Annotated in this window: 22 protein-coding genes and 1 tRNA gene; 7 read left to right on the plus strand and 16 right to left on the minus strand. The window is 72.2% G+C overall.

Annotated elements, in window-relative coordinates:
• Positions 1–49: 49 nt before the first annotated feature.
• The 11 genes from IE250_RS04980 to rplU all read right to left on the minus strand — a co-directional run bounded on the left by IE250_RS04980 (position 50) and on the right by rplU (position 8,382).
• A tRNA-Ala gene (locus IE250_RS04980) sits at positions 50–122 on the minus strand.
• Between the two features lie 92 nt (positions 123–214).
• Positions 215–880 (minus strand): histidine phosphatase family protein, encoded by a 666-nt coding sequence (locus IE250_RS04985; RefSeq protein ID WP_189668107.1) that lies wholly within the window; start codon positions 878–880, stop codon positions 215–217.
• Positions 877–1,317 (minus strand): ribosome silencing factor, encoded by a 441-nt coding sequence (gene rsfS, locus IE250_RS04990; protein WP_189668108.1) that lies wholly within the window; start codon positions 1,315–1,317, stop codon positions 877–879. The genes IE250_RS04985 and rsfS overlap by 4 nt, the downstream gene beginning before the upstream one ends.
• The gene (locus tag IE250_RS24815) at positions 1,314–2,453 is read right to left on the minus strand and encodes a hypothetical protein (protein ID WP_189668109.1); all 1,140 of its coding nucleotides are present in this window, start codon (positions 2,451–2,453) and stop codon (positions 1,314–1,316) included. The genes rsfS and IE250_RS24815 overlap by 4 nt, the downstream gene beginning before the upstream one ends.
• Entirely contained in the window at positions 2,446–3,060 is a 615-nt protein-coding gene (nadD, locus tag IE250_RS05000; RefSeq protein ID WP_189668110.1) for a nicotinate-nucleotide adenylyltransferase, read from the minus strand. The genes IE250_RS24815 and nadD overlap by 8 nt, the downstream gene beginning before the upstream one ends.
• A gap of 44 nt (positions 3,061–3,104) precedes the next feature.
• Positions 3,105–3,287 (minus strand): hypothetical protein, encoded by a 183-nt coding sequence (locus tag IE250_RS05005; protein ID WP_189668376.1) that lies wholly within the window; start codon positions 3,285–3,287, stop codon positions 3,105–3,107.
• Between the two features lie 97 nt (positions 3,288–3,384).
• Complete coding sequence (locus IE250_RS05010) at positions 3,385–4,731, minus strand: glutamate-5-semialdehyde dehydrogenase (RefSeq protein ID WP_229872129.1); 1,347 nt, start codon at positions 4,729–4,731, stop codon at positions 3,385–3,387.
• Positions 4,732–4,802: 71 nt separating this feature from the next.
• Positions 4,803–6,002: a glutamate 5-kinase gene (gene proB, locus IE250_RS05015; RefSeq protein WP_189668111.1), complete on the minus strand. Its 1,200-nt coding sequence runs from the start codon at positions 6,000–6,002 to the stop codon at positions 4,803–4,805.
• A gap of 100 nt (positions 6,003–6,102) precedes the next feature.
• Entirely contained in the window at positions 6,103–7,620 is a 1,518-nt protein-coding gene (gene obgE / locus IE250_RS05020; RefSeq protein WP_189668112.1) for a GTPase ObgE, read from the minus strand.
• 110 nt (positions 7,621–7,730) lie between these two features.
• Positions 7,731–7,988 (minus strand): 50S ribosomal protein L27, encoded by a 258-nt coding sequence (gene rpmA, locus IE250_RS05025; protein WP_189668113.1) that lies wholly within the window; start codon positions 7,986–7,988, stop codon positions 7,731–7,733.
• 85 nt (positions 7,989–8,073) lie between these two features.
• Positions 8,074–8,382 (minus strand): 50S ribosomal protein L21, encoded by a 309-nt coding sequence (rplU, locus tag IE250_RS05030; RefSeq protein WP_189668114.1) that lies wholly within the window; start codon positions 8,380–8,382, stop codon positions 8,074–8,076.
• A 300-nt stretch (positions 8,383–8,682) separates the two neighbouring features.
• Here rplU and IE250_RS05035 point away from each other — a divergent pair, with 300 nt between their 5' ends.
• Together IE250_RS05035 and IE250_RS05040 are read left to right on the plus strand one after the other, a co-directional pair.
• The gene (locus IE250_RS05035; protein WP_189668115.1) at positions 8,683–9,321 is read left to right on the plus strand and encodes a protein-L-isoaspartate O-methyltransferase family protein; all 639 of its coding nucleotides are present in this window, start codon (positions 8,683–8,685) and stop codon (positions 9,319–9,321) included.
• 196 nt (positions 9,322–9,517) lie between these two features.
• A complete protein-coding gene (locus IE250_RS05040) occupies positions 9,518–10,627 on the plus strand; it encodes a fatty acid desaturase family protein (protein WP_189668116.1) in 1,110 nt (369 codons plus the stop codon).
• Positions 10,628–10,721: 94 nt separating this feature from the next.
• Here the strand turns inward: IE250_RS05040 and IE250_RS05045 are convergent, their stop codons facing one another.
• A complete protein-coding gene (locus IE250_RS05045; RefSeq protein ID WP_189668117.1) occupies positions 10,722–11,354 on the minus strand; it encodes a thymidine kinase in 633 nt (210 codons plus the stop codon).
• A 35-nt stretch (positions 11,355–11,389) separates the two neighbouring features.
• On the opposite strand from IE250_RS05045, the gene IE250_RS05050 reads away from it, so the two are divergent.
• Positions 11,390–12,052, plus strand: a complete 663-nt coding sequence (locus tag IE250_RS05050) for an alpha/beta fold hydrolase (protein WP_189668118.1) — start codon at positions 11,390–11,392, stop codon at positions 12,050–12,052.
• On the opposite strand, the gene IE250_RS05055 is transcribed toward IE250_RS05050, so the two are convergent.
• The 3 genes from IE250_RS05055 to IE250_RS05065 all read right to left on the minus strand — a co-directional run bounded on the left by IE250_RS05055 (position 12,025) and on the right by IE250_RS05065 (position 17,937).
• Positions 12,025–12,696, minus strand: a complete 672-nt coding sequence (locus IE250_RS05055) for a GNAT family N-acetyltransferase (protein ID WP_229872130.1) — start codon at positions 12,694–12,696, stop codon at positions 12,025–12,027. The two genes, IE250_RS05050 and IE250_RS05055, sit on opposite strands and share 28 nt — an antisense overlap.
• A gap of 135 nt (positions 12,697–12,831) precedes the next feature.
• Positions 12,832–14,001: an acyltransferase family protein gene (locus IE250_RS05060; RefSeq protein ID WP_189668119.1), complete on the minus strand. Its 1,170-nt coding sequence runs from the start codon at positions 13,999–14,001 to the stop codon at positions 12,832–12,834.
• A gap of 180 nt (positions 14,002–14,181) precedes the next feature.
• Complete coding sequence (locus IE250_RS05065; protein ID WP_229872131.1) at positions 14,182–17,937, minus strand: Rne/Rng family ribonuclease; 3,756 nt, start codon at positions 17,935–17,937, stop codon at positions 14,182–14,184.
• A 413-nt stretch (positions 17,938–18,350) separates the two neighbouring features.
• On the opposite strand from IE250_RS05065, the gene IE250_RS05070 reads away from it, so the two are divergent.
• From IE250_RS05070 to cydC, 4 genes are read left to right on the plus strand one after another with little or no spacing between them, the layout of a single operon-like run.
• Complete coding sequence (locus IE250_RS05070) at positions 18,351–19,847, plus strand: cytochrome ubiquinol oxidase subunit I (RefSeq protein ID WP_189668120.1); 1,497 nt, start codon at positions 18,351–18,353, stop codon at positions 19,845–19,847.
• Positions 19,848–19,893: 46 nt separating this feature from the next.
• Positions 19,894–20,943: a cytochrome d ubiquinol oxidase subunit II gene (gene cydB, locus IE250_RS05075; protein ID WP_189668346.1), complete on the plus strand. Its 1,050-nt coding sequence runs from the start codon at positions 19,894–19,896 to the stop codon at positions 20,941–20,943.
• A gap of 34 nt (positions 20,944–20,977) precedes the next feature.
• Entirely contained in the window at positions 20,978–22,855 is a 1,878-nt protein-coding gene (gene cydD, locus IE250_RS05080; RefSeq protein ID WP_189668121.1) for a thiol reductant ABC exporter subunit CydD, read from the plus strand.
• Entirely contained in the window at positions 22,852–24,666 is a 1,815-nt protein-coding gene (gene cydC / locus IE250_RS05085; protein WP_189668122.1) for a thiol reductant ABC exporter subunit CydC, read from the plus strand. Before cydD ends, cydC begins: the two co-directional genes overlap by 4 nt.
• Positions 24,667–24,733: 67 nt before the next feature.
• Here the strand turns inward: cydC and IE250_RS05090 are convergent, their stop codons facing one another.
• A complete protein-coding gene (locus IE250_RS05090; RefSeq protein ID WP_373301589.1) occupies positions 24,734–26,341 on the minus strand; it encodes a phytoene desaturase family protein in 1,608 nt (535 codons plus the stop codon).
• Positions 26,342–26,463: the final 122 nt, after the last annotated feature.

Consider the following 26,463-nt stretch of genomic DNA (forward strand, 5'->3'; position numbering starts at 1 on the left):
AACGTCAGACGCCCAGGTCACGTGAGTGACCTGGGCGTCTGTATTTCGGTGGAGCTGGGGGGACTCGAACCCCCGACCCCCTGCATGCCATGCAGGTGCGCTACCAGCTGCGCCACAGCCCCGAATTGGTCTCCCCCAGCCATCCGGCCGGGCGAGCGTCGTTAGTCTATGCAGACCGACGCCAGGGACCAAATCAAAACCCGCGTGCGTTCCGTCACGGCCTGGACTCCGGCCCGGCCTGCCACGTGTCGAGCGGGTACCCGGCGCCTACGTTGTGCGCCACCAGCCGCCACGGCGGCGTCGCCTCCGGCCCGGAAGCGCGCAGGTGCGACCAGTGCACGTTGTGCAGGCCGTGCAGCCCGCGCCACGCCACGGCGTCAAGACCCAGCATGCGAGTGATCGCCTGAGTGATCGCCGACCCGTGCGAGACCACCACGAGCGTCTCCCCCGCGCCCAGGGAATCGGCGTGCCGCAGCACCGCCTCCTCCATGCGCCGGGCGACGGCGGCCTTGGACTCGACGCCCGCCGCCGACGGCTCCCCGCCGCCGCGCCAGATCGCGTGCTCCTCCGGCCAGCGCTCGGCGATCTCCGCGTCGGTGAAACCCTCCCAGACACCGAACGAACGCTCGCGCAGACCGGCGTCGGTCACGACGTCCACGCCCACGTGCCGCGCGTACGCGGCGGCCGTGTCCCGTGCACGCAGCAGGTCGCTGGACACCACGAGGGACGCCTTGTGCGACGCCGCGAGCGCCGTTGCGCCCTGCTCCGCCTGCCAGCGGCCCACCTCGTCGAGGGGGATGTCGATCTGGCCCTGCAGCCGCAGGCCGGCGTTGTATGCCGTGCGCGCGTGGCGCAGCAGGACGACGGTTCCCGCCGTCACCGGCGCGCGTCCCCGGCGAGGTGGATCGCGCCGCCGTCGTCGGGATCGCTGTACTCGGTCGCGTCACCGCCGCCGCGCGCGTCCTCGGGCAGCGGGATGGGCGGGCAGTCCTTCCACAGGCGCTCGAGCGCGTAGTACGTGCGGTCCTCGGCGTGCTGGACGTGCACGACGATGTCGCCGAAGTCGATCAGCACCCAGCGTGCCTCGGACTTGCCCTCGCGCCGGATCGGCTTGACGCCCGCCTTGAAGAGCGCCTCCTCGACGGCGTCGACGATCGCGGACACCTGCCGCTCGCTGGCACCGGACGCGATGAGGAAGACGTCGGTCAGGACCAGCTGCTCGCTCACGTCGAGCGCGATGATCTCCTGCGCCTTGATGTCGCTCGCTGCCCGCGCAGCGAGGATCGCGAGCTCTGTGGCCCGCTCGGTCGCCGTCATGCGGTACCACCTCTCATGAGGCCGGGTAGCTGACCCGGCAGAGTGCCAAGCATGGCCGCCGCCTGGTCCGTCCCGAACCCGGGGTTGTCTCCCTCGAGCACGAGCTTCCAGATCAGGAGGCCCAGCACGAAGGCGACGACCACCAGGATGATGTAGTGCAGCCACGTGTACTGCGGGCCCTCGTCCTCCTCCTCGTCCCACTCCTCCTCCGCTCCGCGGCGGGAGGCACGGGACTGGACACCCGGGGTGACGTCGAACTGTCCGGGGACGCCGGGGCGCTGCTGACCGGGGGCGCCGACCGGACCCGAACCGGGGCCAGCGGGGCCTCCCGCACCGGGGCGTCCGGGGAAGGGGGAACCAGGAGCCGCGGGCGCGCCGCCCGACGGCATGGACTGCGGAGCCGCCGCCGCGCCGGCCTCCCATGGGAGGGCGGGTGCGGCGGCCGACATCGAGCCACCGGGCGGACCGCCGGCCGGGCGGCCGGGACTCCCCGGGCGCTGCTGACCCAGGCCGCCGGGCGCGCCGGGACCACCCGGCGCACCGCCGCGAGTGCCGAACGGCGACGGCGGCTGGGTCGGGCCGGGCACGGGTGCCCCCCACTGCGACGTCTGACCGGGGTCGCCGGGCCTGCCGGGGCCGCCAGGACCCTGGGGCGCGCTCGGCGGGCCGAACCGCCCGGACCGGCCCTGCTGGGGGCCGGGCGGAACGGGAGCGCCGGACGAGCGGGAGCCGAACGGGCTGGGCGGTCCGCTCTGCCCGCCCTGACCGGGGCCCCCAGGGGCGCCGCGGCCACCAGGACCGGGCGGCGGTCCGCCGTGGCTGCCCGGGCCGGACGGAGCGCCCGGCCGGCCCTGACCGGGACCACCCGGTGCGTACGGCGGCGGGTTGCCGCCAGGCTGCTGCACCGGCGTGAGCCGACCGGTGGAGTCCACGCCGCGCGAGCCGCCCGTCGCCTGCGGAGGCCGTGCGACCGGCGGGTTCGGCGACCAGCCGCCCTCGGGCGCGGGCGCGCCACGGTGCGGAGGCTGCTGCTGCCCGGCCGGCGGTGGGTAAGCACCACCGGCGGCGGCCGCAGCGGCAGCCTCACGTTCGCGGATCTCGCGGCGCGTCATGGGACGACCCTTGTTGTCACTCATCGTGAAGACCTCGATACAGTCCGTGCTTGGCGATGTACTGGACCACGCCGTCAGGCACCAGATACCAGACCGGCAACCCCTCCTCGGCCCGACGACGACAGTCGGTCGAAGAGATAGCAAGTGCAGGAACCTCGAGCGTCGTCACACCGTCCCGAGGAAGCCCGTCCACGGTGAGCATGTGCCCTGGCCGTGTGACAGCGACGAAGTGTGCCATGTCCCAGAGCTTCTCGGCATCCTTCCACCGAAGAATCTGCTGGATGGCGTCCGCCCCGGAGATGAAGTACAGGTCCGCCTCCGGGCGCTGGGCGCGCAGGTCGCGGAGGGTGTCCACCGTGTAGGTGAGGCCCGCCCGGTCGATGTCGACGCGGCTCACCTTGAACCGCGGGTTCGACGCCGTGGCGATCACCGTCATCAGATAGCGGTGCTCAGCCGGGGTGACCCGCTGCTGCTGCTTGAAACCCGGCCGGCCCGTGGGGACGAAGACAACCTCGTCCAGCCCCAGGTGGGCCACCGCCTCGCTCGCGGCCACCAGGTGGCCGTGGTGGATGGGATCGAACGTGCCGCCCATCACTCCGATGCGCGGCCTGGTCCCAGTGGGGGCACTCATACGGTGGGTGCGCTCATCTGGTCGTCAGGCTCCCGTCTGGCGGATCAGTGCCGGTTGCCGACGTTGCGGAACGCGTACGTGACGAACAGGCCGGCAACGAGCGAGCCGAAGGCGATCAGACCGAGCACGATCGGAGCGATCGGCTCGTTGGCGTGCTCCGAGGCAGCCTCGGCGGCCAGAACGGCGATATAGGGCACGGGTACTTCCTCCCGGTCGGACGTGCTCACGTGGGCTTTAGTCTCTCACGGACGAATTGCGGCGAGTACACGCCGACACTGGGTCGCAAGGAGATCCTGGGGAGGTCTCCAGGACGCCGACGGGCGCTCACGGCCTGATGTGGCCGTCGCCCGTAACGACCCATTTGGTAGTGGTGAGCTCAGTCAGGCCCATGGGGCCACGCGCATGCAGCTTTTGCGTCGAGATGCCTATCTCGGCACCCAGGCCGAGCTCGCCGCCGTCGGTGAACCGGGTCGACGCGTTCACCATCACTGCCGCGGAGTCCACCTCCGCGACGAACCGCTCCGCCGCCGCGATGTCCCGCGTCACGATCGCCTCCGTGTGCCCGGAGGACCACGTGTGGATGTGCTCGATCGCGGCGTCCAGCGACGGCACGACCCGCACACCGAGCTCCAGCGCCAGGTACTCCGTTGCCCAGTCCTCGTCCGTGGCGGGAACCATGTCGGCACCGTCGGGGGCAAAGGACATGGCGGCGGGATCCCCGTGCAGCACCACGCCTGCGCCGGCCAGCGCGGCGAGCGCCGCCGGAAGGAAGGCCGCGGCGGCGTCCTCGTGCACGAGCAGCGTCTCGGCCGCGTTGCAGACGCCCACCCGCTGGGTCTTGGCGTTCATCACGATCGCCACGGCCATGTCGACGTCGGCCGTCGCGTCCACGTAGACGTGCACGTTGCCCACGCCCGTCTCGATGACGGGCACGAGGGACTCACGCACGACCGTCTGGATGAGGTCGGCACCGCCGCGCGGGACCAGGACGTCCACGAGGCCGCGGGCACGCATGAGCGCCACACCGCCCGCACGGCCGTAGGCGTCGATCGACTGGACCAGGCCGGCGGGCAGGCCCTGCGCCTCCAGCGCACCCTGCATCACCGCCACGATCACCGCGTTCGACGACGCCGCCGCGCTCCCCCCGCGCAGGATCACCGCGTTGCCGGACTTCAGGGCCAGGCCGGCGGCGTCGACCGTCACGTTGGGGCGCGCCTCGTAGATCATGCCGACCACGCCCATCGGGACGCGGAGCTGGCGCAGGCGCAGGCCGTTCGGCAGGGTCTGCCCGCGCACCACCTCGCCGACCGGGTCGGGCAGCCCGGAGACGTCGCGCAGCGCGTCCGCGATCTGCGCGATCCGCTCCGGGGTGAGGGCCAGCCGGTCCAGCAGGCCGTCGGACATCCCGTTGGCGCGTCCGCGCTCCAGGTCCTCGGCGTTCGCGGCCACTATCCGGTCCGCGGCTGCTACCAGGGCGTCGGCGATGGCGTCGAGAGCGGCGTCCTTCGTCATCCGGTTCGCCAGGGCCAGGGTGCGCGAGGCGACCTTGGCACGCCGGGCGACGTCGTGCACCGCGGTGGTGACGTCCGCTGTGCCGGGCGGCGCCGGGGTGGCTCCTCCGGCGGTCTCGCCTCCGGCAGGTGTCGCCTCGTCCTGGCTCACTATCGTCATGCGTCGAGAGTACGTCGGGCAGGTGCGAAAACCGAGCGAGAATCCGCTCTGCGGACGCTCCCCCGGACGCTTCACCGAGTCCGGCGCGTTCGCCCCTGGGAACTCGTCGGCCGGTCCAGCACCAGGTCGTCCCGGTGCACGACCTCCCGGTCGTACCCCTCGCCCAGCTCTTCGCGGAGCGCGTAGGTGGAGCGCCCCAGCAGTGCGGGGAGGTCGCTCGCGTCGAAGGCCACGAGCCCCCGGGCGACCACGGTGCCGTCGGGCGCGACGAGCTCGACGGGGTCGCCCGCGTCGAACTGGCCCTCGGCCTTGGTGATCCCGGCCGGCAGCAGCGAGGCGCGGCCGCCGAGGACGGCACGCGCGGCGCCGTCGTCCAGGTGGAGGCGGCCCTGCGTGCGGGCAGCGTGCGCGATCCAGAGCCGGCGCGCCGACGTGCGGCGTCCGGTCGCGGCGAAGAAGGTGCCGACGTCGTCGCCCGCGAGCGCGGCGGCGGCGTTGGCCGTGAGGGTGAGGACGGCGGGGACGCCTGCGCCCGTCGCGATCCGCACCGACTCCAGCTTGGTGACCATGCCGCCCGTGCCGACGGCGCTGCCGCGTGCGGTGACCTCGACGGCCGCGACCTCGGCGAGGTCGTTGACCAGCGGGATGCGGCGGGCGCCGGGGCGCGACGGCGGCGCGTCGTGCAGGCCGTCGACGTCGGTCAGGAGCAGCAGGGCGTCCGCGCGCACCAGGTGCGACACGAGCGCCGCGAGGCGGTCGTTGTCGCCGAACTTCAGCTCGTCGGTGGTCACGGCGTCGTTCTCGTTGATTACGGGCACGACGCCGAGGGCGAGCAGCCGCTCGAGCGCCCGCTGCGCGTTGCGGTAGCGGGCCCGCCGAACGGTGTCCTCCGCGGTGAGCAGGATCTGCCCGATCTGGATGCCGAACGCCGCGAACTCCTCCTGGTACCGGCCCACGAGCTGCCCCTGGCCCACCGAGGCGGCGGCCTGCATCGTGGCGAGGTCGCGCGGCCTGGCAGCGAGCCCGAGCGGTCCGATGCCGGCCGACACGGCACCCGACGTCACGAGCACGACCTGGGCGCCGGCGGCCTGCCGCGCGGCGAGGACCTCGACCACCCCGCGCAGCGCCTCGACGTCGAGGTGCCCGTCCGGGCCGGTCAGGGACGACGAACCGATCTTGACCACGACGCGCCGGGCGTTGGCGATCACGGACCGGACGCGCTGAAGATCCTTGGCGTCCTGGGGTCTGCCGGAGGGTTCGAGGGAGTTCACGTCCTCATCCTCCCCGGAGGGCCGCCCGGGGCGCGCGGTCATTTCACGGGCCGGGACCCGCACTGCCGAAGTAGACCTGCAGCGAGATAGGGCGGGTTGGTCAGTCGGCGTCCGGGTCCGTCCAGTGGCCTGCCTCGCGCTCCGTCCACAGCTCACGGCGGGCCTCGGTCTTGGCGTCCATGCGCTCGGTGAACTCGCGGCGCTTGTCGCCGCGGGTGGGCCGCTCGTTCTGGTCGAGCCGCAGGTCGGTGCCGCGGCCGCCGAGCAGCTCCGGACCGGTCTGCAGGGTGGGCTCCCAGTCGAAGACGACGGCGTTGTTCGGGTCGCCGATCCGCACCTCGTCCCCGGCGACGGCGCCGGCCTTGAACAGCCCGTCCTCGACGCCGATCTTCGCCAGCCGGTCCGCGAGGAAGCCGACGGCCTCGTCGTTGTTGAAGTCGGTCTGGCGAACCCACCGCTCCGGCTTGGTGCCGCGCACCTCGAACCAGTAGTCGGTCTCGCCGCCCAGCCGGCGCACGGTGAACCTGGCCTCGTTCACGGCGCGCGGGCGCAGCACGATCGGTGCCGGCTCCGGCGCGGGTGCCGCGGCGCGGGCCTTCTCCACGACCTCGGCCAGGGCGAACTTCAGCTCGCGCAGGCCCTCGTGGGACGCGGTAGAGATCTCGAAGACGCGCAGCCCGCGCGCCTCGAGGTCGCCCTTCACGAAGTCCGCGAGCTCGCGGGCTTCGGGCACGTCGATCTTGTTGAGCACGACGAGGCGGGGGCGCTCGTTCAGCGGCACGCGGCCACCCGCGATGCCGAGGTCCCCGGAGTAGCTGGCGAGCTCGGCCTCGATCACGTCGAGGTCGCTGATCGGGTCGCGGCCGGGCTCCAGCGTGGCGCAGTCGAGCACGTGCACGATCATCGCCGTCCGCTCGATGTGCCGCAGGAACTCCAGGCCCAGGCCCTTGCCCTCGCTCGCGCCCGGGATCAGGCCCGGCACGTCGGCGACGGTGAACCGCGACTGTTCGGCCTGCACCACGCCGAGGTTCGGCACCAGGGTCGTGAACGGGTAGTCCGCGATCTTGGGCCGGGCGGCGGAGATGGCGGCGATCAGCGACGACTTGCCGGCGCTCGGGAAGCCCACGAGCGCGACGTCGGCGATCGTCTTGACCTCGAGCTCGATGTCGGCGGCCTCGCCCTCCTCGCCGAGCAGCGCGAAGCCGGGTGCCTTGCGCTTCGGCGACGACAGCGCCCGGTTGCCCAGGCCGCCCTTGCCGCCGGCGGCGACGACATACTCGGCGCCCTCCCCAACGAGGTCGGCCAGGACGTTGCCGTCCAGGTCCTTCACGACGGTGCCGTCCGGCACCTTCAGGATCAGGTCGCCGCCCTTGGCGCCGTCCTTGTCGTCACCCATCCCCTGGGTGCCCGACGTCGCCCGCCGGTGCGGCGAGTGGTGGTACTCGAGCAGGGTGGTGGTGTTCGCGTCGACGACGAGCTTGACGGAACCGCCGTCGCCGCCGTTACCGCCGTCAGGTCCCGCCAGGGGCTTGAACTTCTCGCGACGGATCGAGGCGCAGCCGTTCCCGCCGTTACCCCCGGCGGCGTGAAGCACCACCCGGTCCACGAAGCTGGCCATGTCTCGATCCTCTCAAGTACTGCTCAGTAGAGCCGCTCGGCCGAGCCGCTCTGGAAAAGGCGAAGGGGGCGCACCGTCACCGGTGCGCCCCCTTACGCGGATTCCGAAGCTCAGGCCTCGGCGGTGACGATGTCGATGACCTTGCGGCCACGGCGGCTGCCGAACTGCACGGCGCCGGGAGTAAGGGCGAACAGGGTGTCGTCCTTGCCGCGACCCACGTTGACGCCCGGGTGGAAGTGGGTGCCGCGCTGGCGGACGATGATCTCGCCGGCCTTGACGACCTGGCCACCGAAGCGCTTCACGCCGAGGCGCTGGGCATTGGAGTCGCGACCGTTGCGCGAGGAGCTCGCGCCCTTCTTGTGTGCCATCTCAGGACCTGTCTTTCGGGACGAAGTAGAAGAAGAAGTTTGATCTCGCGCGGGCTCACTCGTCAGAGGAGGCCCGCAGCGGAAGTCACTTGATGCCGGTGACCTTGAGGCGGGTCAGCGACTGACGGTGGCCCTGGCGCTTGCGGTAACCGGTCTTGTTCTTGTACTTGAGGATCGTGATCTTGGGACCCTTCTCGTCCCGCACGACCTCAGCGGTGACCTTGACCTTCGCCAGCTTCTTCGCGTCGGTGGTCACCTTCTCCCCGTCCACGAGCAGGAGGGCCGGGAGCTCAAGGGTCTCACCGGGGCTCGCCTGGACACGGTCCATGACGACGATGCTCCCGACGGACACCTTCTCCTGACGGCCACCGGCCTTGACGATCGCGTAAACCACGTTCAACTCATCTCTCTAGTCTTGGCGTGCGCGCACGACGGTATCCACCGGCTTTGCTGTGACTCGCTCCGCCGCGGCGGTCGAGTGCGATGCGCCATGGGCACGCAGGACGGGTGCGCAGACAGCACACCGAAGCACCAGGTTACGCGATGCCTTCCGCGGGTTCAAACCGGTGGCCACGTGGCCTTGCCCACCCTCGCCGGGCCGCCTCGCCGCTGATCGGACGCCATGAGCCTTGGCCCCTTGACGCCTTTGGCGACCGGGACGCGGCTGTGCCTACGCTGGGTTCGGGTGATCCTGATGGTTTTTGAGCCAACGGTGAAGGCTACCGAGCACGACGACATCACGCGGGCGATGCGTGCAGTCCCCCGCCGCGACTTCCTGCCGCGGTCCCAGCGGCCGTTCGCGGACCACGACGCGCCGCTGCCGATCGGGCGCGGGCAGACGTCCTCGCAACCCACCACTGTCGCCGCCATGCTGCGCCTGCTGCGCGTCCCCCTGGGTGCGCGCGTGCTCGACGTCGGAGCGGGCTCCGGCTGGACCACTGCGCTGCTCGCCTACCTGACCGGCCCTTCGGGCTCGGTGCTCGGCGTCGAACGCGACAGCCGGCTCGCCGAATGGGGTGCCGCCAACGTCGAGCGCACCGGGATGGACTGGGCGACGGTCGAACCGGCGACGCCCGGCGTGCTCGGCCATCCGCGGCCGAACGGCTGGGACCGGATCCTGGTGTCGGCGTCGGCAGCGGCGCTGCCGCGCGCCCTGGTGGACCAGGTCGGGATCGGCGGCCGCATGGTGATCCCGATCCGGACGTCGCTGCTGCTCATCGAGCGCCTCCCCGATGGGCGCATCCGCGCGACCGACCACGGCGGGTATCGGTTCGTACCGCTCATCCAGGACCAGCCCGTCGAGCGCTCCGAGCAGAGCCGCAAGTCGGGCTAAATCGGGACTTTATGGACGGTTAAGGAAACAAATGACAAGGGCAGGTCAACACACCGTCTAAAACCCTTCGCCAGGCATCCACATCTGCCCCTCGCGACAGTAACCTACGGTCCCGTAGGCTCTGGGCCATCTGCATGATGGGCGAAACCGTCCAACTCCACGGCTGGGAAGTCGAAACCGAGCATGTGAGGACCACATGGCCCAAGCTGCCCCCATCGTCCGCGACGGCTTCCGCCCGACGAAACCGCGCGACCCCGATGCTCAGCCGGTGACCAGCACGTACTCGTCGCTGGCTCGCACCGTGCGCGACGCCGGACTGCTCCACCGGGCACACCGCTACTACGCCTGGACCCTCGCCTCGCTCACCGTTGCGCTCGGCGGGATCATCACCGGGTTCGTGCTGCTGGGCGACTCGTGGCTGCAGCTCCTGATGGCGGGAGCGCTCGGCCTGGTGCTGACGCAGTTCGCCTTCGTGGCACACGAGGCGTCGCACCGCCAGGTCTTCGAGTCCGGGCGCCGTAACGACCGCGTGGGGCGGTTGCTCGCCAACGCCGTCGTCGGCATCAGCTACTCCTGGTGGATGAACAAGCACACCCGGCACCACGCCAACCCGAACAGGGTGGACAAGGACCCGGACATCGCGAACGACACGATCGCGTTCACCGAGGACGGCGCCCGGCAGCACCGCGGGCTCAAGCGGTGGATCAACCGGTACCAGGGCTGGCTGTTCTTCCCCCTGCTGACGCTCGAGGGCCTGAACCTCCACGTCACCTCGATCCGCTCGCTGTTCCAGGGGCCGCCCGAGACCCTGCGGTCCCGCATCGGTGAGCTCGTCACCATCTCGGCCCGCCTCGCCGCCTACGTCGCGATCCTGTTCTGGGCACTGCCGCCTGGTATGGCCTTCGCGTTCCTCGGCGTGCAGATGGCCGTGTTCGGCGTCTACATGGGTGCGTCGTTCGCGCCGAACCACAAGGGCATGGCGATCATCCCCGCCGACAGCAAGATGGACTTCCTGTCCAAGCAGGTCCTGACCTCGCGAAACATCCGCGGCGGCTGGTTCATGAACATCCTCATGGGCGGGCTCAACTTCCAGATCGAGCACCACCTGTTCCCGAGCATGCCGCGCCCGCACCTCATCAGGACCGCCGAGATCGTCCGGGAGCACTGTGCGACCCTCGGCATCCCGTACACCGAGACCAGCCTGGCGCAGTCGTACATGATCGTCGTCGCCTACCTGAACCGGGTGGGGCTCGCGGCGCGCGACCCGTTCGACTGCCCGCAGTACCGCCAGCTCCGCAAGGTCTGACCTACGGGGCAGCGGTCGACCTGGCGAAGCGCGTGATCGGTAGGACGTCAGGTGATCGGCATTCCAATCTGCCGGTCACCTGACGTCCTACCGATCACGCACCTGTGTGTTTCCGGCAGCGCGCCTCGTACGACTCCGACCCGCCGACGTGCGCCGCGACCGGCACGAGCGCGCCGCCTGGCTCGGCAGAGCCGGCGTCGGGCACCGGCGGCGCTCCCGGCACCCGGACGTGGAACGCGGCGTCCGCACCGCAGACGGAGCACACGGCGGTGAGCTTCTCCACGGACTCGGCAAGCGCCATGAGCTCGGGCAGGGGCGCGAAGGGCTGCCCGTCGAACGTGACCGACAGTCCGGCGACGACCACCACGAGCCCGCCGCCCGCCAGGTCCGAGACCACGGGCACCAGGCCGACGCCGAAGAACTGAGCCTCGTCGATGGCGACGAGCTCGGTCTCGGAGCCGGCCTCTCCGTCGGCGGTGCCGGTGCCGGTCTCGAGCAGGGCCGCGATCTCCGCAGCGTCCGACACCGAGTGCGACGGCACGCCCAGCCCCGAGTGCGAGCTCACCCGGCCGACGCCCCGCCGGGCGTCCAGCGCATGGCTCACCACCAGGACGCCGCGCCGCGCGATCTGGGCGCGGCGCACCCGGCGCAGCAGCTCCTCCGACTTGCCCGCGAACATCGGGCCGGCGATCACTTCGAGGCGCCCGGCGCCCAGACCGTCTTTCATGGGTGCCAGTCAAGCACTCGGCTATGTTGGTGGGCATGGCCGCCGACGTCGAGACCGTTTTGTTCCTGCCCGGGCTGGGCGCCGGCGTCGGCTTCTGGGACGCGCAGCTGAGCGCGCTGCCCGACGGATTCGTGGGCCTGTCCCCGGACATTCCCGGGCTCGACCAGGCGGCCACGCCCGGCGCGTTCACGTTCGCGGGTGCGGCCCGCGCCCTGCGGGACCTGCTCGACGAGCACGGCGTCGAACGGGCCCACGTCTGCGGCCTGTCGCTCGGGGCGATGACGGCCACCCAGCTCGCGCTCGACTTTCCCGAGCGGGTCGCCTCCCTCGTGCTCTCGGGCAGCCAGGTACGCCCGCATCCCGCCCTGATGCTGATCCAGCGCCAGATCATCCGGCTGCTCCCGGAGAGCACCGCCGTGGGCATGTCCATGACCAAGGCGCAGTGGCTCGGTGCGCTCCGGGTGGTCGCGGACCTCAACTTCCGCGAGCGGCTGGCGAGCATCCAGGCGCCGACCCTGGTCCTGTGCGGCAGCCGCGACTTCGCGAGCATCGCGCCCGCGCGAGAGCTCGCAGCGACGATCCCGCACGCCGAGCTGCGCATCGTCCCCCGGGTCGGTCACCCGTGGAACCAGCAGGAGCCGGAGCTCTTCTCGCGGACGATCGCGGAGTTCTACGCCCGGCTGTCCACGGACAGCTGAATGCCCGGCGGCTCACGCCACTCGCCACGGAGGACGCCCATGACCACAGAGTCGTGGCGGACGCCGTCGACCACCCGGGCCTGCCGGAACCGAGCCTCCTCCACGAAGCCCAGCGACTTCCCCACGCCGAGCATCGCCCGGTTGCCGGACCACGTCGCGAAGTCCAGCCGGACCCACGGCGTGCCCGCGAACAGGAATGACGTCCACAGGGCCAACGCCGAGCGCCCGATCCCCCGGCCGCGCACCGCCGGGTCGTAAACAGTGATGCCCAGGCGGGCCCACTCCGTCTCGCGCGACTCCCAGTACCAGGCAACGGTTCCGACAAGCTCGCCGTCGACGTCGACAACCAGTCGGCGCGGCGGCAGCCCTTCGGGGCCCGACGGCGGGGGCGCTGGCGTCGGCATGCTCGACGTAGGCGTGCTCGACGTCGGCCAGGCAAGGCCGTGCTCCTGCGCGAGCGTCGCGACGTGCGCATCTGCCTGCTCTTCGGTCGGAACCGGGTAGTACGGGCCGTCCCAGCGGTGCCAGTCATGCTCCGGCCGCAGCCAGGCGCGGAAGCAGTCGAGATCTGGGCCGGTCCAGCCGCGGAGGACCACTGTCGTTCCGGCGGCAGTCGCACCACGGGCATAGGTCTCTGGTGTCACCGTCCGATCATCCCCCAGCCCCGGCCCAAGACGGAGTCCTTTTCCAGCACACAGTTGGGCATGCTCGAGGCCCCGAGAGCATGCCCAACCACGTTCTGGAAGCGGACCTCTGGCGCCCGGTCGGACCGGCCGCCGCTACAGCACCCGTGCCACTCCAGGGATCCGGCGCAGCAGGTGGGCGAAGCCCCAGCACAGCGGCACCGCGAGGACGAGCAGGATCAGGAACTTCACGCCTGCCGGGGCGACCAGCTGCGCAAGGAGCATCGCGACGCCGACCAGCACCAGCGGGTGGATGACGTACACCGCGAACGTGTTCCGCGCTGCGAACCTGGCCCACGCGGGCTGCCCCGAGAACTTCTCCCGGAACAGCACCAGCAGCGCCACGATCGTGCTCACAGCGAAGACGTTCTCAGCGAGGACGGCCCCCAGCAGCGCGAGGGCTCCCGCGCCGGGCGTCGCCGCCAGGGCGGTCGTGCCGAGCGCGACTCCCACGCTGACGATCGCCATCACCACCGCCACCCGCCCCTGCCGGACGGTGAGGGGGGCGAGCCACCCATGTCGCGTCGCCAGCAGGCCGACCACGAAGAGGATCACGTACTGCGGCAGGTACGCCGGCGAAGGCAGCCCGCCGAGCTCCCAGTAGGTTCCGGTCGGCACCACGAGCCGCCACAGGAACGACACGACCGTCAGCAGCGCCACGAGCCCGGCGATCGCCCGGAAGCCGACCGGGCGGGGTTCGGCGTCGGCGACGGCGCGCGCCCCGGCGTCGGCCACGCCAGACCCGGCCTCCGGCAGACCCGACGCGGCGCTCGACCGGGCGCGAAGCGCGCGGAAGGCGGCGTACGCGAGCGACATCACCAGGAGCACCTCGACGAACCACAGCGGTCCGGCGTCGCCCACGGTGAACCAGAAGCGCAGGAACGACTCCCCCTCCGCGCTGCGCGCCGGCCATTCGCGCAGGTGCAGGACCGGCCGCGCGACGAGCCAGTACGCCGCCAGCGGCACCCCCAGCCGGAGCAGCCGGTCCCGGGCGAACGCACCCGGCCCCTTGCGGTCCACCGACCCGAGGACGAAGAGGCCGGAGAGCAGGAAGAAGAAGCCCATGAAATAGAACTGGTTCACGATCACCAGCAGCATCAGGGCGACGCCCGAGGCGCTCGTGCTCGGCTCGGTCCAGTACCAGAGCGGAAGTGCGCCGTAGGTCAGGGCGCTGTGGTGCGCCAGGACCAGCACGGTCAGCAGGATCCGCAGGTTGTCGACATACCCAAGTCGGGTGGTCGTCGGCCTCGCGGCAGTCGTTGTCATCTCGGTCTCCCACCATCGTTGGTTCATTACTTGACTAATGAACCATAGGACCGGCGGGACTAGCAAGCAATGTGAGAGAACTCGTCGGGGGCGCAAAAAACGAGGGCCGCCACCTCGCGGTGGCGACCCTCGTCCGGATCAGGTCAGCGGCCCAGGAGCCGCGCCCAGAATCCCTTCTGCTTAGGCGACCTCGTCGCCGGCTCCTTTGGGCGGTTCCGGCTGCCCAGTGCCGGAGCCCCCCTCCGGCGCATCGCTCGCCGACGGCGCGGCGTCTGCCGGCATGTCGGCAGAGTCGGGTGACTCGGGCGAAGAAGCTGCGGATGCCGCCGAGGCGGCGGAGCCCGAAGAGCCGGCGTCGGCCGATCCTGCGGTGGGCAGCTGGATCTCGTCCAGGGTGGCGGGACCGTCCTCCGAGGAGTCCTTCGTCTCGTGGGTCTCGTGCGCGTGCTGCGCAGCGGCCGCGATCGTGGCGAGCGTGGCCTTGACGGCCTCGCGAGCCTCGGACCGCTCCTCGGGCAGGCTGGCGACCGGCACGACCGGCTCCAGCATGGGGGCCACCTTGTCCTTGACCTCCTTGCCACGCTTGCGGCGCGAACGCGCCGAGCGCGCGCCGTCCTCGGACGACGGCACGGGAACGCCGCCGGAGGCCACGCCGTTGCCCGACTTCTCGATCGGCTCCTCGTGCACGATGAACCCGCGGCCCTTGCAGTGCTCGCAGGTCTCGGAGAACGCCTCGACGAGGCCCTGGCCCACACGCTTGCGCGTCATCTGGACCAGGCCGAGCGACGTCACCTCCGCCACCTGGTGCTTGGTGCGGTCCCGGCCGAGGCACTCGACCAGACGACGCAGCACCAGGTCGCGGTTGGACTCGAGCACCATGTCGATGAAGTCGATGACGATGATGCCGCCGATGTCGCGCAGGCGCAGCTGCCGCACGATCTCCTCGGCCGCCTCGAGGTTGTTCCGTGTGACGGTCTCCTCGAGCGTGCCGCCCGCACCGGTGAACTTGCCGGTGTTGACGTCCACGACGGTCATGGCCTCGGTGCGGTCGATGACCAGCGAGCCGCCCGAGGGCAGCCACACCTTGCGGTCCATGCCCTTGGCGAGCTGCTCGTCCACGCGGTGCACCGAGAACACGTCGGTGTTCTCGACCCACTTGGACACCCGCTCGCGCAGGTCGGGAGCGAGCTCCTCGACGTAGTGCGCGATCTCGTCCCACGCGCCTTCGCCCTCCACCACGAGCGACGAGAAGTCGTCGTTGAAGATGTCGCGGACCACGCGGATGGCCATGTCGGGCTCGCCCTGGAGCAGGGCAGGTGCGGACGCCTTCTTGGCCTTGGCCTGGATGGCGTCCCACTGGCCCTGCAGGCGCTCGACGTCGGCGCGCAGCTCGTCCTCGCTGGCACCCTCGGCGGCGGTGCGCACGATGACGCCCGCCCCCTCCGGGACGACCTCGCGGAGGATCTTCTTGAGCCGCGAACGCTCGGTGTCGGGCAGCTTGCGGCTGATGCCGGTCATGCCGCCACCCGGCACGAACACCAGGTACCGGCCGGCGAGCGTGACCTGGCTGGTGAGCCGGGCGCCCTTGTGGCCGATCGGGTCCTTGGTGACCTGCACGAGGACGGGGTCGCCCGACTTCAGCGCCTGCTCGATCCGGCGCGGCTGGCCCTCGAGGCCCGCCGCGTCCCAGTTGACCTCGCCTGCGTACAGCACGGCGTTGCGGCCCTTGCCGACGTCGACGAACGCGGCCTCCATGGAAGGCAGCACGTTCTGGACCCGGCCCAGGTACACGTTGCCGGCCATCGACGCCTGCGACTGCTGCGAGACGTAGTGCTCCACGAGCACGCCGTCCTCCAGCACCGCGATCTGCGTGCGGCCGTCCTTCTCGCGCACGATCATCGACCGCTGCACCGACTCGCGGCGGGCCAGGAACTCGGCCTCGGTGATGATCTGGCGGCGGCGGCCGTGGTCCCGGCCCTCGCGGCGACGCTGACGCTTCGCCTCGAGGCGCGTGGAACCCTTGAGCGCGGTGACCTCGTCGGTACGGCTCGAACGGACCGCGGCGGCTTCGGCGCGCTCGCCGCGCGTCCCCCGGCGGCGACGGCGGCGACGGCGGCTGCCGCCCTCGCCCTCGTCCTCACCGGTCTCCTGGATCGAGTCCTCGGCGGTCTCGTCGTCGTCGGACGCCTGCGCGTCCTCCTCGGCGTCCTCGTCCTGGTCCTCGTCCGCCGAGTCGTCCGCGTCGTCCGAGCGGTTGGCGCGGCCGCCACGGCGACCCCGTCCGCCCCGACGACGACGGCGGCGCGACGGGCGCACCTCCTCGTCGTCGTACTCCTCGAAGTCCTCCGGGGCGAGCTCTTCGAGCGCGACGCCCTCCGCGGCCAGCTCCTCCTCGATCGCACCGACCTCGTCCACAGCCGCCAGGTCGTCCTCGCTCAGCTCCGCCTCGACGAACTGCGGGACGGTCGGGACGGTCACCTCGCGGGCGGGCGCCTCGGCCGCGGTGTCGCCCGTGGGCTCGACGGCGGTGTCGGTCGGCGTGGCGCTCGGCGTCGCGTCCTCGGCGGTGGGCCGAGCGGCCGGTTCGGTGCTGGGGCCCGTGCGGCGCACGGCCCGGCGCGACCCGGACTTCCGGGCCCGGGGCTCTGCGGCGGTCTCCGACCGAGCATCGGTGCGGGCCTCGGCGCGTGCCTCGGTCCTTGGCTCCGCGGGCGCCTCGGCAACCGGCTCTGCGGCGCGGGACACGAGGGACTCGGGGGCGGGCTCGACCGGGCGAGCGACCGGCCGCGCGAACTGCGGCGTGAGGTCCTTCGCGCGCGGCGGCCCGGCGGGGGCCTGCGCACGCCGCGCGCGGCGTGCCGCTGAGTCGTCCGGCGCCTGGAACAGCAGCGCCGTGGTGGCGAGGCGCGGGACACGCGTACCCGAGGTCGTCGCGGCGGGCGACGAAGCGGACTGAGCGGGTGCCGCGGCGGGAGTCTCGGCCGCGGGCGCCTCGGTCGGCTCCGCCGCCGGACGACGGCCGCGACGCGCGCGGGCCCTGGGTGCGGGCTCGGCCGCGACGTCATCGGTGGGCGCCTGAACGGCGGAGGCCGCTGGGGCCTCCTCGACCGGCGCCGGCTCGGCGGCCCCCTCCACGACCGGCTCGGCCGAGGCGGGCTTGCGCCGCGACCGGGCACGCTTGGGAGCGGGCTCGGCGGCGGGCTCGGCGGCGGGCTCGACCGTGTCGGCCTCCGCCGTCGGCTCGGCCTTCTTGCGGGTGCGACGCTTCGGCGCGGCGCTCTCGGCCTGCGCGGCGGGCTCTGCCTCCGGGCCGCCAGGGAGAACGATGTCGTCCAGGCTTGCGACGCCGCGGGCCGGGGCCTCAGCGGGCGCGACGGGCTCCGGGAGCTCCAGATCGAGCTGGGCGGTCTCCTCGGCGGCGGCCTCGGGCTCGGCGGCGGCTTCAGGCTCGACGAGCGGAGCCTCGGGCTCGACCGCGTCAGCCTCGGGCTCGACCGTGTCGGCAGTGATTTCGGTCTCAGTCGAGGCGACCGCCTCCGCCTGCACGGGCTCGCCGGCGAACGGTTCGGCCGCCGTCGGCTCGGCGATGACCTGCTCGGGCGCCGTGGGGGAAGAGACGCCACGTGTGGCCCGGCGACGCGGGCGCTTGGTGGTGGTCTCACCGGGCGCGGAGCCCGAGGTGGCCACGGCGGCGGTACCGCCGGTGGTCACAGGCTGGGCCTCGGCCGGGGCCGTGGGGGCGCCGGACGAGCCGACGACGATGGGCTCGACGTTTGCCGTCGAGACGACGGACCGAGTGGCCCTGCGACGCGGGCGCTTGGTCGGCGTGGTGTCCGCCGGAGCCTCCCCACCAGTGGTGACCTGGGCGTTTGCCTCAGGTGCGTCGTAATCATCCTGTGACCCGAGGGTCGAACCGGTGGTGCTGGAAGGCGTCACGTGAGGTGCTCCTGTAGCCGGCGTCCGCTCCACACCACGCGGACCGCCAGGCGGTCGGTCGTCCGGCGATGCATCGCGGCGAAGCGACACATCCGGGCGGAAGTCTCGGCTGCGGCCCTGTTCCCACGATCTTCGCGGACGCCTGCGGCCACGATCTGTCGTGACTGCGGCACCGCGTGCGGATCGCGGGCAGTGATGGACTCTGCAGGCCACGCAGGGATGTGGGCCCGCGCGGGTTCGTCCAGTATCGCACAGGAGTCTGGGGCCGCCCGTCTGCGGTCCAACTGCGTGTACAGTGGCTTGTGAAGACATTCACAAGCGACGGATTCACCCCGCGGCAACGCGCGGACCTGCTGGATCAGGCCTAGCGTCCCGAGGGACAGAGCCGTTCGGAGACATCACAGGAGCCCGGAGTGGAAGCTCTCGACCTGGCACGCTGGCAGTTCGGCATCACCACCGTCTATCACTTCATCTTCGTGCCGCTCACGATCGGGCTGGCGCCACTTGTCGCCATCATGCAGACCGCCTGGGTCCGCACGGGGAACGAGCGGTGGCTGAAGCTGACCAAGTTCTTCGGGAAGCTCTTCCTGATCAACTTCGCGCTCGGCGTGGTCACAGGCATCGTGCAGGAGTTCCAGTTCGGGATGAACTGGAGCGAGTACTCCCGGTTCGTCGGCGACGTGTTCGGCGCACCGCTCGCCATGGAGGCCCTCGCCGCGTTCTTCGTGGAGTCCACCTTCCTCGGCCTGTGGATCTTCGGCTGGGACCGGCTGAGCAAGCGCGTCCACCTGGCGTGCATCTGGGCCGTGGCCGTCGCGGTGAACCTGTCGGCGCTCTTCATCCTGGCCGCCAACTCGTGGATGCAGCACCCGGTGGGCGCCGTGTACAACCCCGAGACCGGCCGCGCCGAGATGGAGTCGATCTGGGCGATCCTCGGCAACAACACGCTGTGGGCCGCCTTCCCGCACACGGTGGCTGCCGCGTTCCTCACGGCCGGAACGTTCGTGGCCGGCATCGCCGCGTGGTGGATGGTGCGCCTGGCGCGGACCAAGCGGGCCGAGTCCATCGAGCTCGCCCGGAACGTCTACCGGCCCGCCGTGATCCTGGGCACCGTGGTCATGCTGGTCTCCGGAGCCGGCGTCGCCCTGACGGGTGATGTGCAGGGCAAGCTGATGTTCGAGCAGCAGCCGGGCAAGATGGCGTCGGCCGAGGCGCTGTGCGAGGGCGAGGAGGCGGCGAACTTCTCGATCCTCACGATCGGCGACCTGTCCAACTCGTGCGAGGGCGTGCGCCACATCCTGGAGGTACCGGGGCTGGCCAGCTACCTCGGCACCGGCAGCTTCTCCGGACCGGAGAGCTTTCTGCCCGGCGTCAACGACGTGCAGGAGGAGTACGCCGAGCGGTTCGGCGAGACCGACGACGTGGGCAACCCCATCTCGTACACGCCGAACCTCGCCGTCACCTACTGGAGCTTCCGGCTCATGATCGGATTCGCCGCCGGGTCAGCGCTGCTCGCAGTGGTCGCCCTCTGGCTCACCCGCGGCGGCCGGGTCAGCGACAACCCCTGGTTCGCCCGCCTCGGGATCGCCGCTATCCCCACCCCGTTCCTCGCCTCGTCGTTCGGATGGATCTTCACCGAGATGGGGCGTCAGCCCTGGGTGGTCGCCCCGAACCCCACGGGGATCGACCAGATCCGGTTGCTCACCATGCGCGGCGTCTCGACAGTCGTGAGCCCCGGCATGGTGCTCACCTCGATGATCGTGTTCACCCTGCTCTACGGCGTCCTCGCCGTGATCTGGTACCGGCTCATGCACCGGTACGCGATCGAGGGCGTGCCCTCGACGGTGCGCGACGAGTCGCCCGAGGCGGCGGGGGACGACGCCGACCGGCAGCTCTCGTTCGCCTACTGATCACAGCCGGACCGCACAGACAGACCTGACAGAAAGGGACGTGACCGTGGACCTCGCACTCGTGTGGTTCTTCATCATCGCGATTCTGTGGACCGGGTACCTCGTGCTCGAGGGCTTCGACTTCGGCGTCGGGATGCTGATGTCGCTGCTCCCGCGCGGTGACGCCGCGCACCGGGAGAAGGAGCGGCGGGTGCTGGTGAACAGCATCGGGCCGGTCTGGGACGGCAACGAGGTGTGGCTGCTCACCGCCGGTGGCGCCACCTTCGCGGCCTTCCCGGAGTGGTATGCGACCCTGTTCTCCGGCTTCTACCTGCCGCTGCTCCTCATCCTGGTGGCGCTCATCGTGCGCGGCGTCGCCTTCGAGTACCGCGGCAAGATCGCCGACGCCGCCTGGGCTCGCCGCTGCGACGTCGCCATCCAGGTGGGCTCCTGGGTGCCCGCCATCCTGTGGGGCGTGGCGTTCGCGAACCTGGTCCGCGGCGTCCAGCTGGACGACGCACACCAGTACGTGGGCGGGTTCTGGGCCCTGCTCAACCCGTTCGCACTGCTCGGCGGCCTGACGACGCTCGTGCTGTTCCTGCTGCACGGCTCCGTCTTCGTGGCGCTCAAGACCGACGGCCAGATCCGGGCGCGGGCCCGCAGGTTCGCCGGGGTGCTGTCGGTCGTGGCCCTGCTCGTGGCCGGCGGGTGGGCGGTCTGGGCGCAGGTCGCGTTCTCGGTCACCTGGACCTGGGCCGTCGTGGCGGTCGCGGCGCTGGCGCTGGTCGGCGTCGTGCTGACGAACCGCGCCGGGCGCGAGGGCTGGGCGTTCGGGCTCTCCGCCGTGACGATCGTGGCCGCGGTGGTGCTGATCTTCGGGTCCATGTTCCCCGACGTCATGCCCGGCCTGGACGGCGGCCCCTCGCTGAGCATCGCGGAGGCGTCCTCGACGCCGTACACCCTGACCGTCATGACCTGGGTGGCCGTCGTGCTCACGCCGCTGGTGATCCTGTACCAGGGCTGGACGTACTGGGTGTTCCGGCGGCGGCTGACCGTGGAGCACATCCCCGCGCCGGCCGGGCTGACGTGGAAGAAGATCAAGGAGTCGGCGTTCTGACCTCGTTTCCGGGCGCGCACGGGACCATGGCCTCATGAAGCCCCTCGACCCACGTCTGCTGCGGCAGGTTCGCGCGGCCCGCTGGTATGTGGCGCTCACGGTCGGGCTCGGCGTGGCTGCGGCCGGGCTGATCGTCGCGCAGGCCCTGCTCATCGCGGCGCTGCTGGCACCGGTGGTGCTCGGGGAAGGCACTTCCGGGCCGGCGATGGTGTGGTCCTTCGCGGGGCTGGCACTCGTGATCGCCGGGCGGGCAGCCGTCGCGTGGGCTCAGGAGCGGTACGCGCTGCGCGCCGCCGCCCGGACGATCGCCGAGCTGCGGCGTGCGGTGGTGGAGGCGTGGGCGCTGCGCGGCCCCCGGGCGGCCGCGTCGGGCGGCGGGGTCGCGTCGGGCAGCGGGACGACGGCGGACGGCGGGGCAGACGCCTCGACGTCGGGCAGCGGGAGCGCAAGCCCGGAGGCCGAGGTAGCGACCCTCGCGACGCGCGGGCTCGACGCGCTCGAGCCATACCTCGTGCGCTACGTGCCGCAGCTCGTGCTGACGGCGCTGGTCACACCTGCGCTCGTGTGCGTCGTGCTGGGCCTGGACTGGGTGTCGGCGGTGATAGTGATCGTGACGCTGCCGCTCGTACCCCTCTTCATGGTGCTCGTGGGGCGGCTGACGGCGGGGACCTCCGAGCGGCGGCTCGCCACCGTGGAACGGCTCGGCGCCCAGGTGCTCGACCTGGTCGCCGGGCTCCCGACGCTGCGCGCCTTCGGGCGGTCGTTCGGGCCGGGCGAGCGGGTGCGCGTGCTCGGTGACGCCTCCCGGAAAGCCACGATGGGGACGCTGCGGATCGCCTTCCTCTCCTCGATGGTGCTGGAGCTGCTGACGACGCTGTCCGTAGCGATCGTCGCCGTGGGCGTGGGGCTGCGGCTCGTCGAGGGCGCCATGTTGCTGCAGCCGGCTATCGCTGTGCTGGTGCTGGCGCCCGAGGTCTATCTGCCGCTGCGGCGGGTCGGGGCGGAGTTTCATGCTTCCGTCGACGGGGTGGCGGCTGTTTCCCGGGCGTTCGCCCTTGTTTCTTCCGGTAGTTCCGTCCGGTCGGAGGGCGAGGACGTCCCCGCGCCGGCCGGGCTGCGTGTGGCGGGCGGAGAGCTTGTGCTGGAAGGGGTGTCCGTGCGGGCTGGTGGGCGCGGGGTTGTTGCTCCTGCTGGGCTGTCGGCGCGGATCCCGCTCGGGTCCGGCGACGCCGGGGGCGGGCGGGTCGTAGCGCTGCGAGGGGCCAGCGGGTCCGGGAAGTCGACGGCCGTGCTCGTGGTGCTCGGACTGCTGGCGCCTGATGCCGGGCGGGTGGGGCTGGCGTCGCCCGACGACGCCTTCCACGACCTGGCGGATCTGCCGGCGGGCGGGCTGGAGAGCTGGTGGTCCGCGCTGACCTGGGTTCCGCAGCGGCCTTCGCTGCCGCCGGGGCGGCTGCGGGAGGTCGTCCTGGACGGTACGGCCCAGGTGAGTGACCACGCGCTCGCCGAGGCGGCGCGGCTGACGGGGCTCGACGCCGTCGTCGGATCGCTGCCCGACGGCCGGGAGACGCGCGTCGGGCTCGGCGGCGTAGGGCTGTCCGTGGGCCAGCGCCAGCGCGTCGCGCTCACGTCCGCCCTGCTCGACGACGCCGCGACCAAGCCGCTGGTGATCCTCGACGAGCCGACGGCCCACCTCGACGCACGCGGCGAGCAGGCGGTGCTCGACACCGTCCGGGCCTGGCGTGACGCCGGCCGGACCGTGCTCGTCGTCGCCCACCGGGCATCGCTGCTCCGGCTCGCGGACCAGGTGATCGACGTCCGCTCGGCGGCGGATCCTGCGGGCGATCCCGCGATCGCCCTCCGGGCCGGCTCCGGCGTGCCGGGATCTGCGACCGACGGGGAGACACGATGAGCACCCTGAAGGCCTACCCGGGACGGGACAGGGGTCCCGGCCTGACGCGGGGTGCGGCCCAGGGGTCCGGCCGCGATCCGCTGCGGCGCATCCTTCCGCTGCTGGAGGTGCGGCCGGGCAAGGTCGCGGCCGCGATCGGGCTCGGCGTCCTGGCCCTGGCCTGCGCGATCGGCCTCGCCGCCGTCGCCGCCTGGCTCATCGCCCGGGCGTCGCAGATGCCGCCGGTGCTCACGCTGTCGGTGGCCGTGGTGTCGGTGCGGGCGTTCGGGATCGGTCGTGGCGTGCTGCGCTACTGCGAGCGCCTGGCCTCCCACGACGTCGCGCTGCGCGGCATGGCGGCCCTGCGCGCCAACCTGTACGAGCGGCTCGCCGCGGACGACCGGCCGGTCACGGTGAAGCGCGGCGAGCTCCTGGCGCGCATCGGGCAGGACGTCGACGACGTCGGCGACGTGGTGGTCCGCGCGATAGTGCCCGCGGGGGTCGCGCTGGTGACGTCGCTCGGTTCGGTGATCCTGCTCGGCGCGCTCCTGCCGGCCGCGGGCGTGGCGCTGGCGTTCTGCCTGGCCCTGGCCGGGATCGTGACACCGTGGCTAGCGGCTCGCGCCGCGGCGCGGACCGAGGCGCGAGGGGCCACAGCCCGCGGCGAGGTCACGGCGCTTTCCCTGGAGATCCTGGAGGAGGCGGCTCCGCTGCGTGTCTCGGGGCGGTTCGGCGCGCGGCTCGGCGACCTGGAGGCCGCGGACGCGCGACTGTCCGCCGTCGCAGACGAGGGCGCGCGCACCTCCGGGCTCGCCGCCGCCCTGGGGGCGCTCGCGCAGGGTCTCGCGGTGCTCGCCTCGCTGGCGCTCGGGATCCCGGCGGCGGTCTCGGGTTCGCTGTCCGTGGAGGCTCTGGCGGTGGTCGTGCTGACGCCGCTGGCCGTGTTCGAGGCGACCGCCGGGCTGCCTGCGGCGGCGATCCAGCTGCATCGCTCGCGCGAGGCGGCGCGCCGGCTGCTGGAGCTGGCTCCGGCGAATCCGGTGTCAGAAGTGCGGGTGTCCCCAGCGTCTGACACCTCAGGGAAGGAGGGCGGCGTCCTGCTCGTACTCGACGGCGTCGCCGCCGGCTGGCCCGATGCGAAGGGCGTGCCGCGCGTCGCCGTCGAGGGTGTGTCGCTCACGCTGCGGCCGGGGTCGGTGGTGGCGCTGGCCGGGCCTTCGGGCGTCGGGAAGACGACCCTGCTGATGACGGCGGCCGGCCTGATCCCGCCGCTCGCCGGGACGGTGCCGGCGGGGGCGGGCGCGCTGTTCGTGGCCGAGGACGGGCATGTGTTCGACACCACCGTGCTGGAGAACTTGCGGGTCGCGCGCGGCGACGTCACGGCCGACGATGCCCGAGCCGCCCTCGACACGGTCGGGCTGGGGGCCTGGCTCGCTGCGCTCCCGGCGGGGCTGGACACCGTGGTCGGCACCGACGCGGCAGCGGTCTCGGGCGGCGAGCGCCGTCGGCTGCTGATCGCGCGTGCGCTCCTGGCTCCCGCGCAGGTGCTGCTCGTGGACGAACCGGCGGAACACCTGGACGGCGACACCGCCGACGCACTGGTGCGTACCGTCGCGGACCATGCCCGCGAGACCGGCCGGGCAGTGCTGCTGGCGACGCACCGCCTCACGCCGCTGGCCGCCGCGGACGAGGTGGTCCTCCTGGGGCACGGCCCGCACGACCCGCTCGGCGCCCCGGCCACCGTCGTGGCCCGCGGCAGCCACGAACGCCTCCTCGCCGCGGACCCGGGCTACGCCTGGTCGGCGGCCCAGGAGCAGACTGCAAGCTCTTGACCGAGAAGTTGACCCCGCTGCCAGGCCGGCCTGTTCCGGCAGCAAGTACTGAGGTCAACCGGCGCCGTCAGCCGGCGGCGCTTCCGAGCACCACCATGGCCGCTGCACGCCCGGGGATACCGCTCACTCCCCCGCCACGACGCGCGCCTGCGCCCGCGAGCAGGACTCTCGGGTGCTCGGTCTCGACGCCCCAGCGCCCGGCGGCGTCGTCGGACTCGGCGAAGGGCCAGCTCAGGTCGCGGTGGAAGATGTGGCCGCCCGGCAGCCCGACGTCGCCCTCCAGGTCGACGGGGGTCCGTACCTCGAGGCAGGGCGCACCGTGAGCGTCGAGCGCCAGCACGTCCTCGATGGGCTCGGCCAGCACGGAGTTCAGGGACGCGAGCGTCGCGCGGAGGGCCCGCTCGCGGGAGCCGTCGGGATCCGCGCGGAAGAGCCGGGTGGGCATGTGCAGCCCGAACAGCGTGATCGTCTGGGCCTCCGTCCGAGCGAAGGACGGGCCAAGGATCGTCCGGTCGGACAGCGTGTGGCAGTAGATCTCGCTCGGCGGCAGGTCGGGGATGCGCCCGGCGGCGGCCTGCGCGTGCGCGTCCTGGAGCTGGGTCAGGGACTCGTTGACGTGCAGGGTCCCGCTGAACGCGGCGACCGGGTCGACGTCGTCGCGCAGCCGGGGCAGGCGCGTCAGCAGCATGTTGACCTTGAGCTGGGCGCCCTCGGGGTACGACGCCGGAGCCTCGCCGCCCGGGCGCGCGGCGTCGTCCCCGCCCAGCAGCCGCTCCAGCTCGGCCGGGGCGCACCCCGCTAGCAGGTGCCCGGCGGTCACGCCCCGGGTGCGTCCGGCCGCGTCGGTCCACGCGACCTCCACGCCCGAGGCGCCCGGGTCCACCGAGGTGACGGTCGCGGAGGTGACGATCGATGCGCCGGCGGCCACCGCGGCGTCGTGCAGGGCGCCCGAGACCGCCCCCATGCCGCCCACGGGCACGTCCCAGTCGCCGGTCCCGTTGCCGATCACGTGGTAGAGGAAGCAGCGGTTCTGGCGCAGGGACGGCTCGTCGACGTCGGCGAACGTGCCGATGAGGCCGTCAGTGGCGGCGACGCCGCGCACCACGTCGTCCGCGAAGGTGCGGCGCAGCACCTCGCCGAGGGGTTCCTCGAAGAGCGAGCGCCAGGCCACCTCGCCCACTGCGCCGATCACGAGGTCCCGGACCGCGGAACGCGGGAGCAGGGGTTCCGTGAGCGTGGGCGCGAGGCGACGGGCCACCTCGGCGGTCATCGCGTAGAAGCGGCCCCAGGCCTCGAAGTCGGCCTCGGAACCGGTGAGGCGGCGGAACGAGGCACGCGTGGCGGCGTCGTCCTGGGTGTCGACGAGTAGCCCGCCGTCGGCCACCGGTGTGTACGAGGAATAGCGGCGGCGCTTCAGCGTGATGGGCAGCCGGAGCTCCTCGACGACCTGGCGCGGCATGAGCGAGACGAGGTACGAGTAGCGCGACAGCCGCGCGTCGACGCCGGCGAAGGGCCGGGCCGATACGGCGGCGCCGCCGACGTGGTCCGCACGCTCCAGGACGAGGACCGAGCGGCCGCCGCGGGCCGCGTAGGCCGCCGCAGTGAGGCCGTTGTGACCGGCGCCCACGATGACGACGTCGTACCGGGCGCGCATGGAATCGGGCATGCAGGCCATCGTCGCACGGGGAACTCATTGCCAAGAACGTTCCATCACAGGACGCTATGTGACCTAATCGTGACAATCGAGCGGGAGGCGGGTACGGTCAGTCTCGCCTCTCCAGCAACGGGGAGGTCCAG

The sequence above is a fragment of the Promicromonospora soli genome (assembly GCF_014653785.1).
Taxonomy (GTDB): domain Bacteria; phylum Actinomycetota; class Actinomycetes; order Actinomycetales; family Cellulomonadaceae; genus Promicromonospora; species Promicromonospora soli.

Coding starts and splice junctions, on each gene's coding strand:
- rsfS (WP_189668108.1), bottom strand. CDS start 1,317: ATGACGGCGACCGAGCGGGCCACAGAGCTCGCGATCCTCGCTGCGCGG.
- IE250_RS24815 (WP_189668109.1), bottom strand. CDS start 2,453: ATGAGTGACAACAAGGGTCGTCCCATGACGCGCCGCGAGATCCGCGAA.
- nadD (WP_189668110.1), bottom strand. CDS start 3,060: ATGAGTGCCCCCACTGGGACCAGGCCGCGCATCGGAGTGATGGGCGGC.
- IE250_RS05010 (WP_229872129.1), bottom strand. CDS start 4,731: ATGACGATAGTGAGCCAGGACGAGGCGACACCTGCCGGAGGCGAGACC.
- obgE (WP_189668112.1), bottom strand. CDS start 7,620: ATGGCCAGCTTCGTGGACCGGGTGGTGCTTCACGCCGCCGGGGGTAAC.
- rpmA (WP_189668113.1), bottom strand. CDS start 7,988: ATGGCACACAAGAAGGGCGCGAGCTCCTCGCGCAACGGTCGCGACTCC.
- IE250_RS05035 (WP_189668115.1), top strand. CDS start 8,683: ATGGTTTTTGAGCCAACGGTGAAGGCTACCGAGCACGACGACATCACG.
- IE250_RS05040 (WP_189668116.1), top strand. CDS start 9,518: ATGGCCCAAGCTGCCCCCATCGTCCGCGACGGCTTCCGCCCGACGAAA.
- IE250_RS05045 (WP_189668117.1), bottom strand. CDS start 11,354: ATGAAAGACGGTCTGGGCGCCGGGCGCCTCGAAGTGATCGCCGGCCCG.
- IE250_RS05050 (WP_189668118.1), top strand. CDS start 11,390: ATGGCCGCCGACGTCGAGACCGTTTTGTTCCTGCCCGGGCTGGGCGCC.
- IE250_RS05060 (WP_189668119.1), bottom strand. CDS start 14,001: ATGACAACGACTGCCGCGAGGCCGACGACCACCCGACTTGGGTATGTC.
- cydD (WP_189668121.1), top strand. CDS start 20,978: ATGAAGCCCCTCGACCCACGTCTGCTGCGGCAGGTTCGCGCGGCCCGC.
- cydC (WP_189668122.1), top strand. CDS start 22,852: ATGAGCACCCTGAAGGCCTACCCGGGACGGGACAGGGGTCCCGGCCTG.
- IE250_RS05090 (WP_373301589.1), bottom strand. CDS start 26,341: ATGGCCTGCATGCCCGATTCCATGCGCGCCCGGTACGACGTCGTCATC.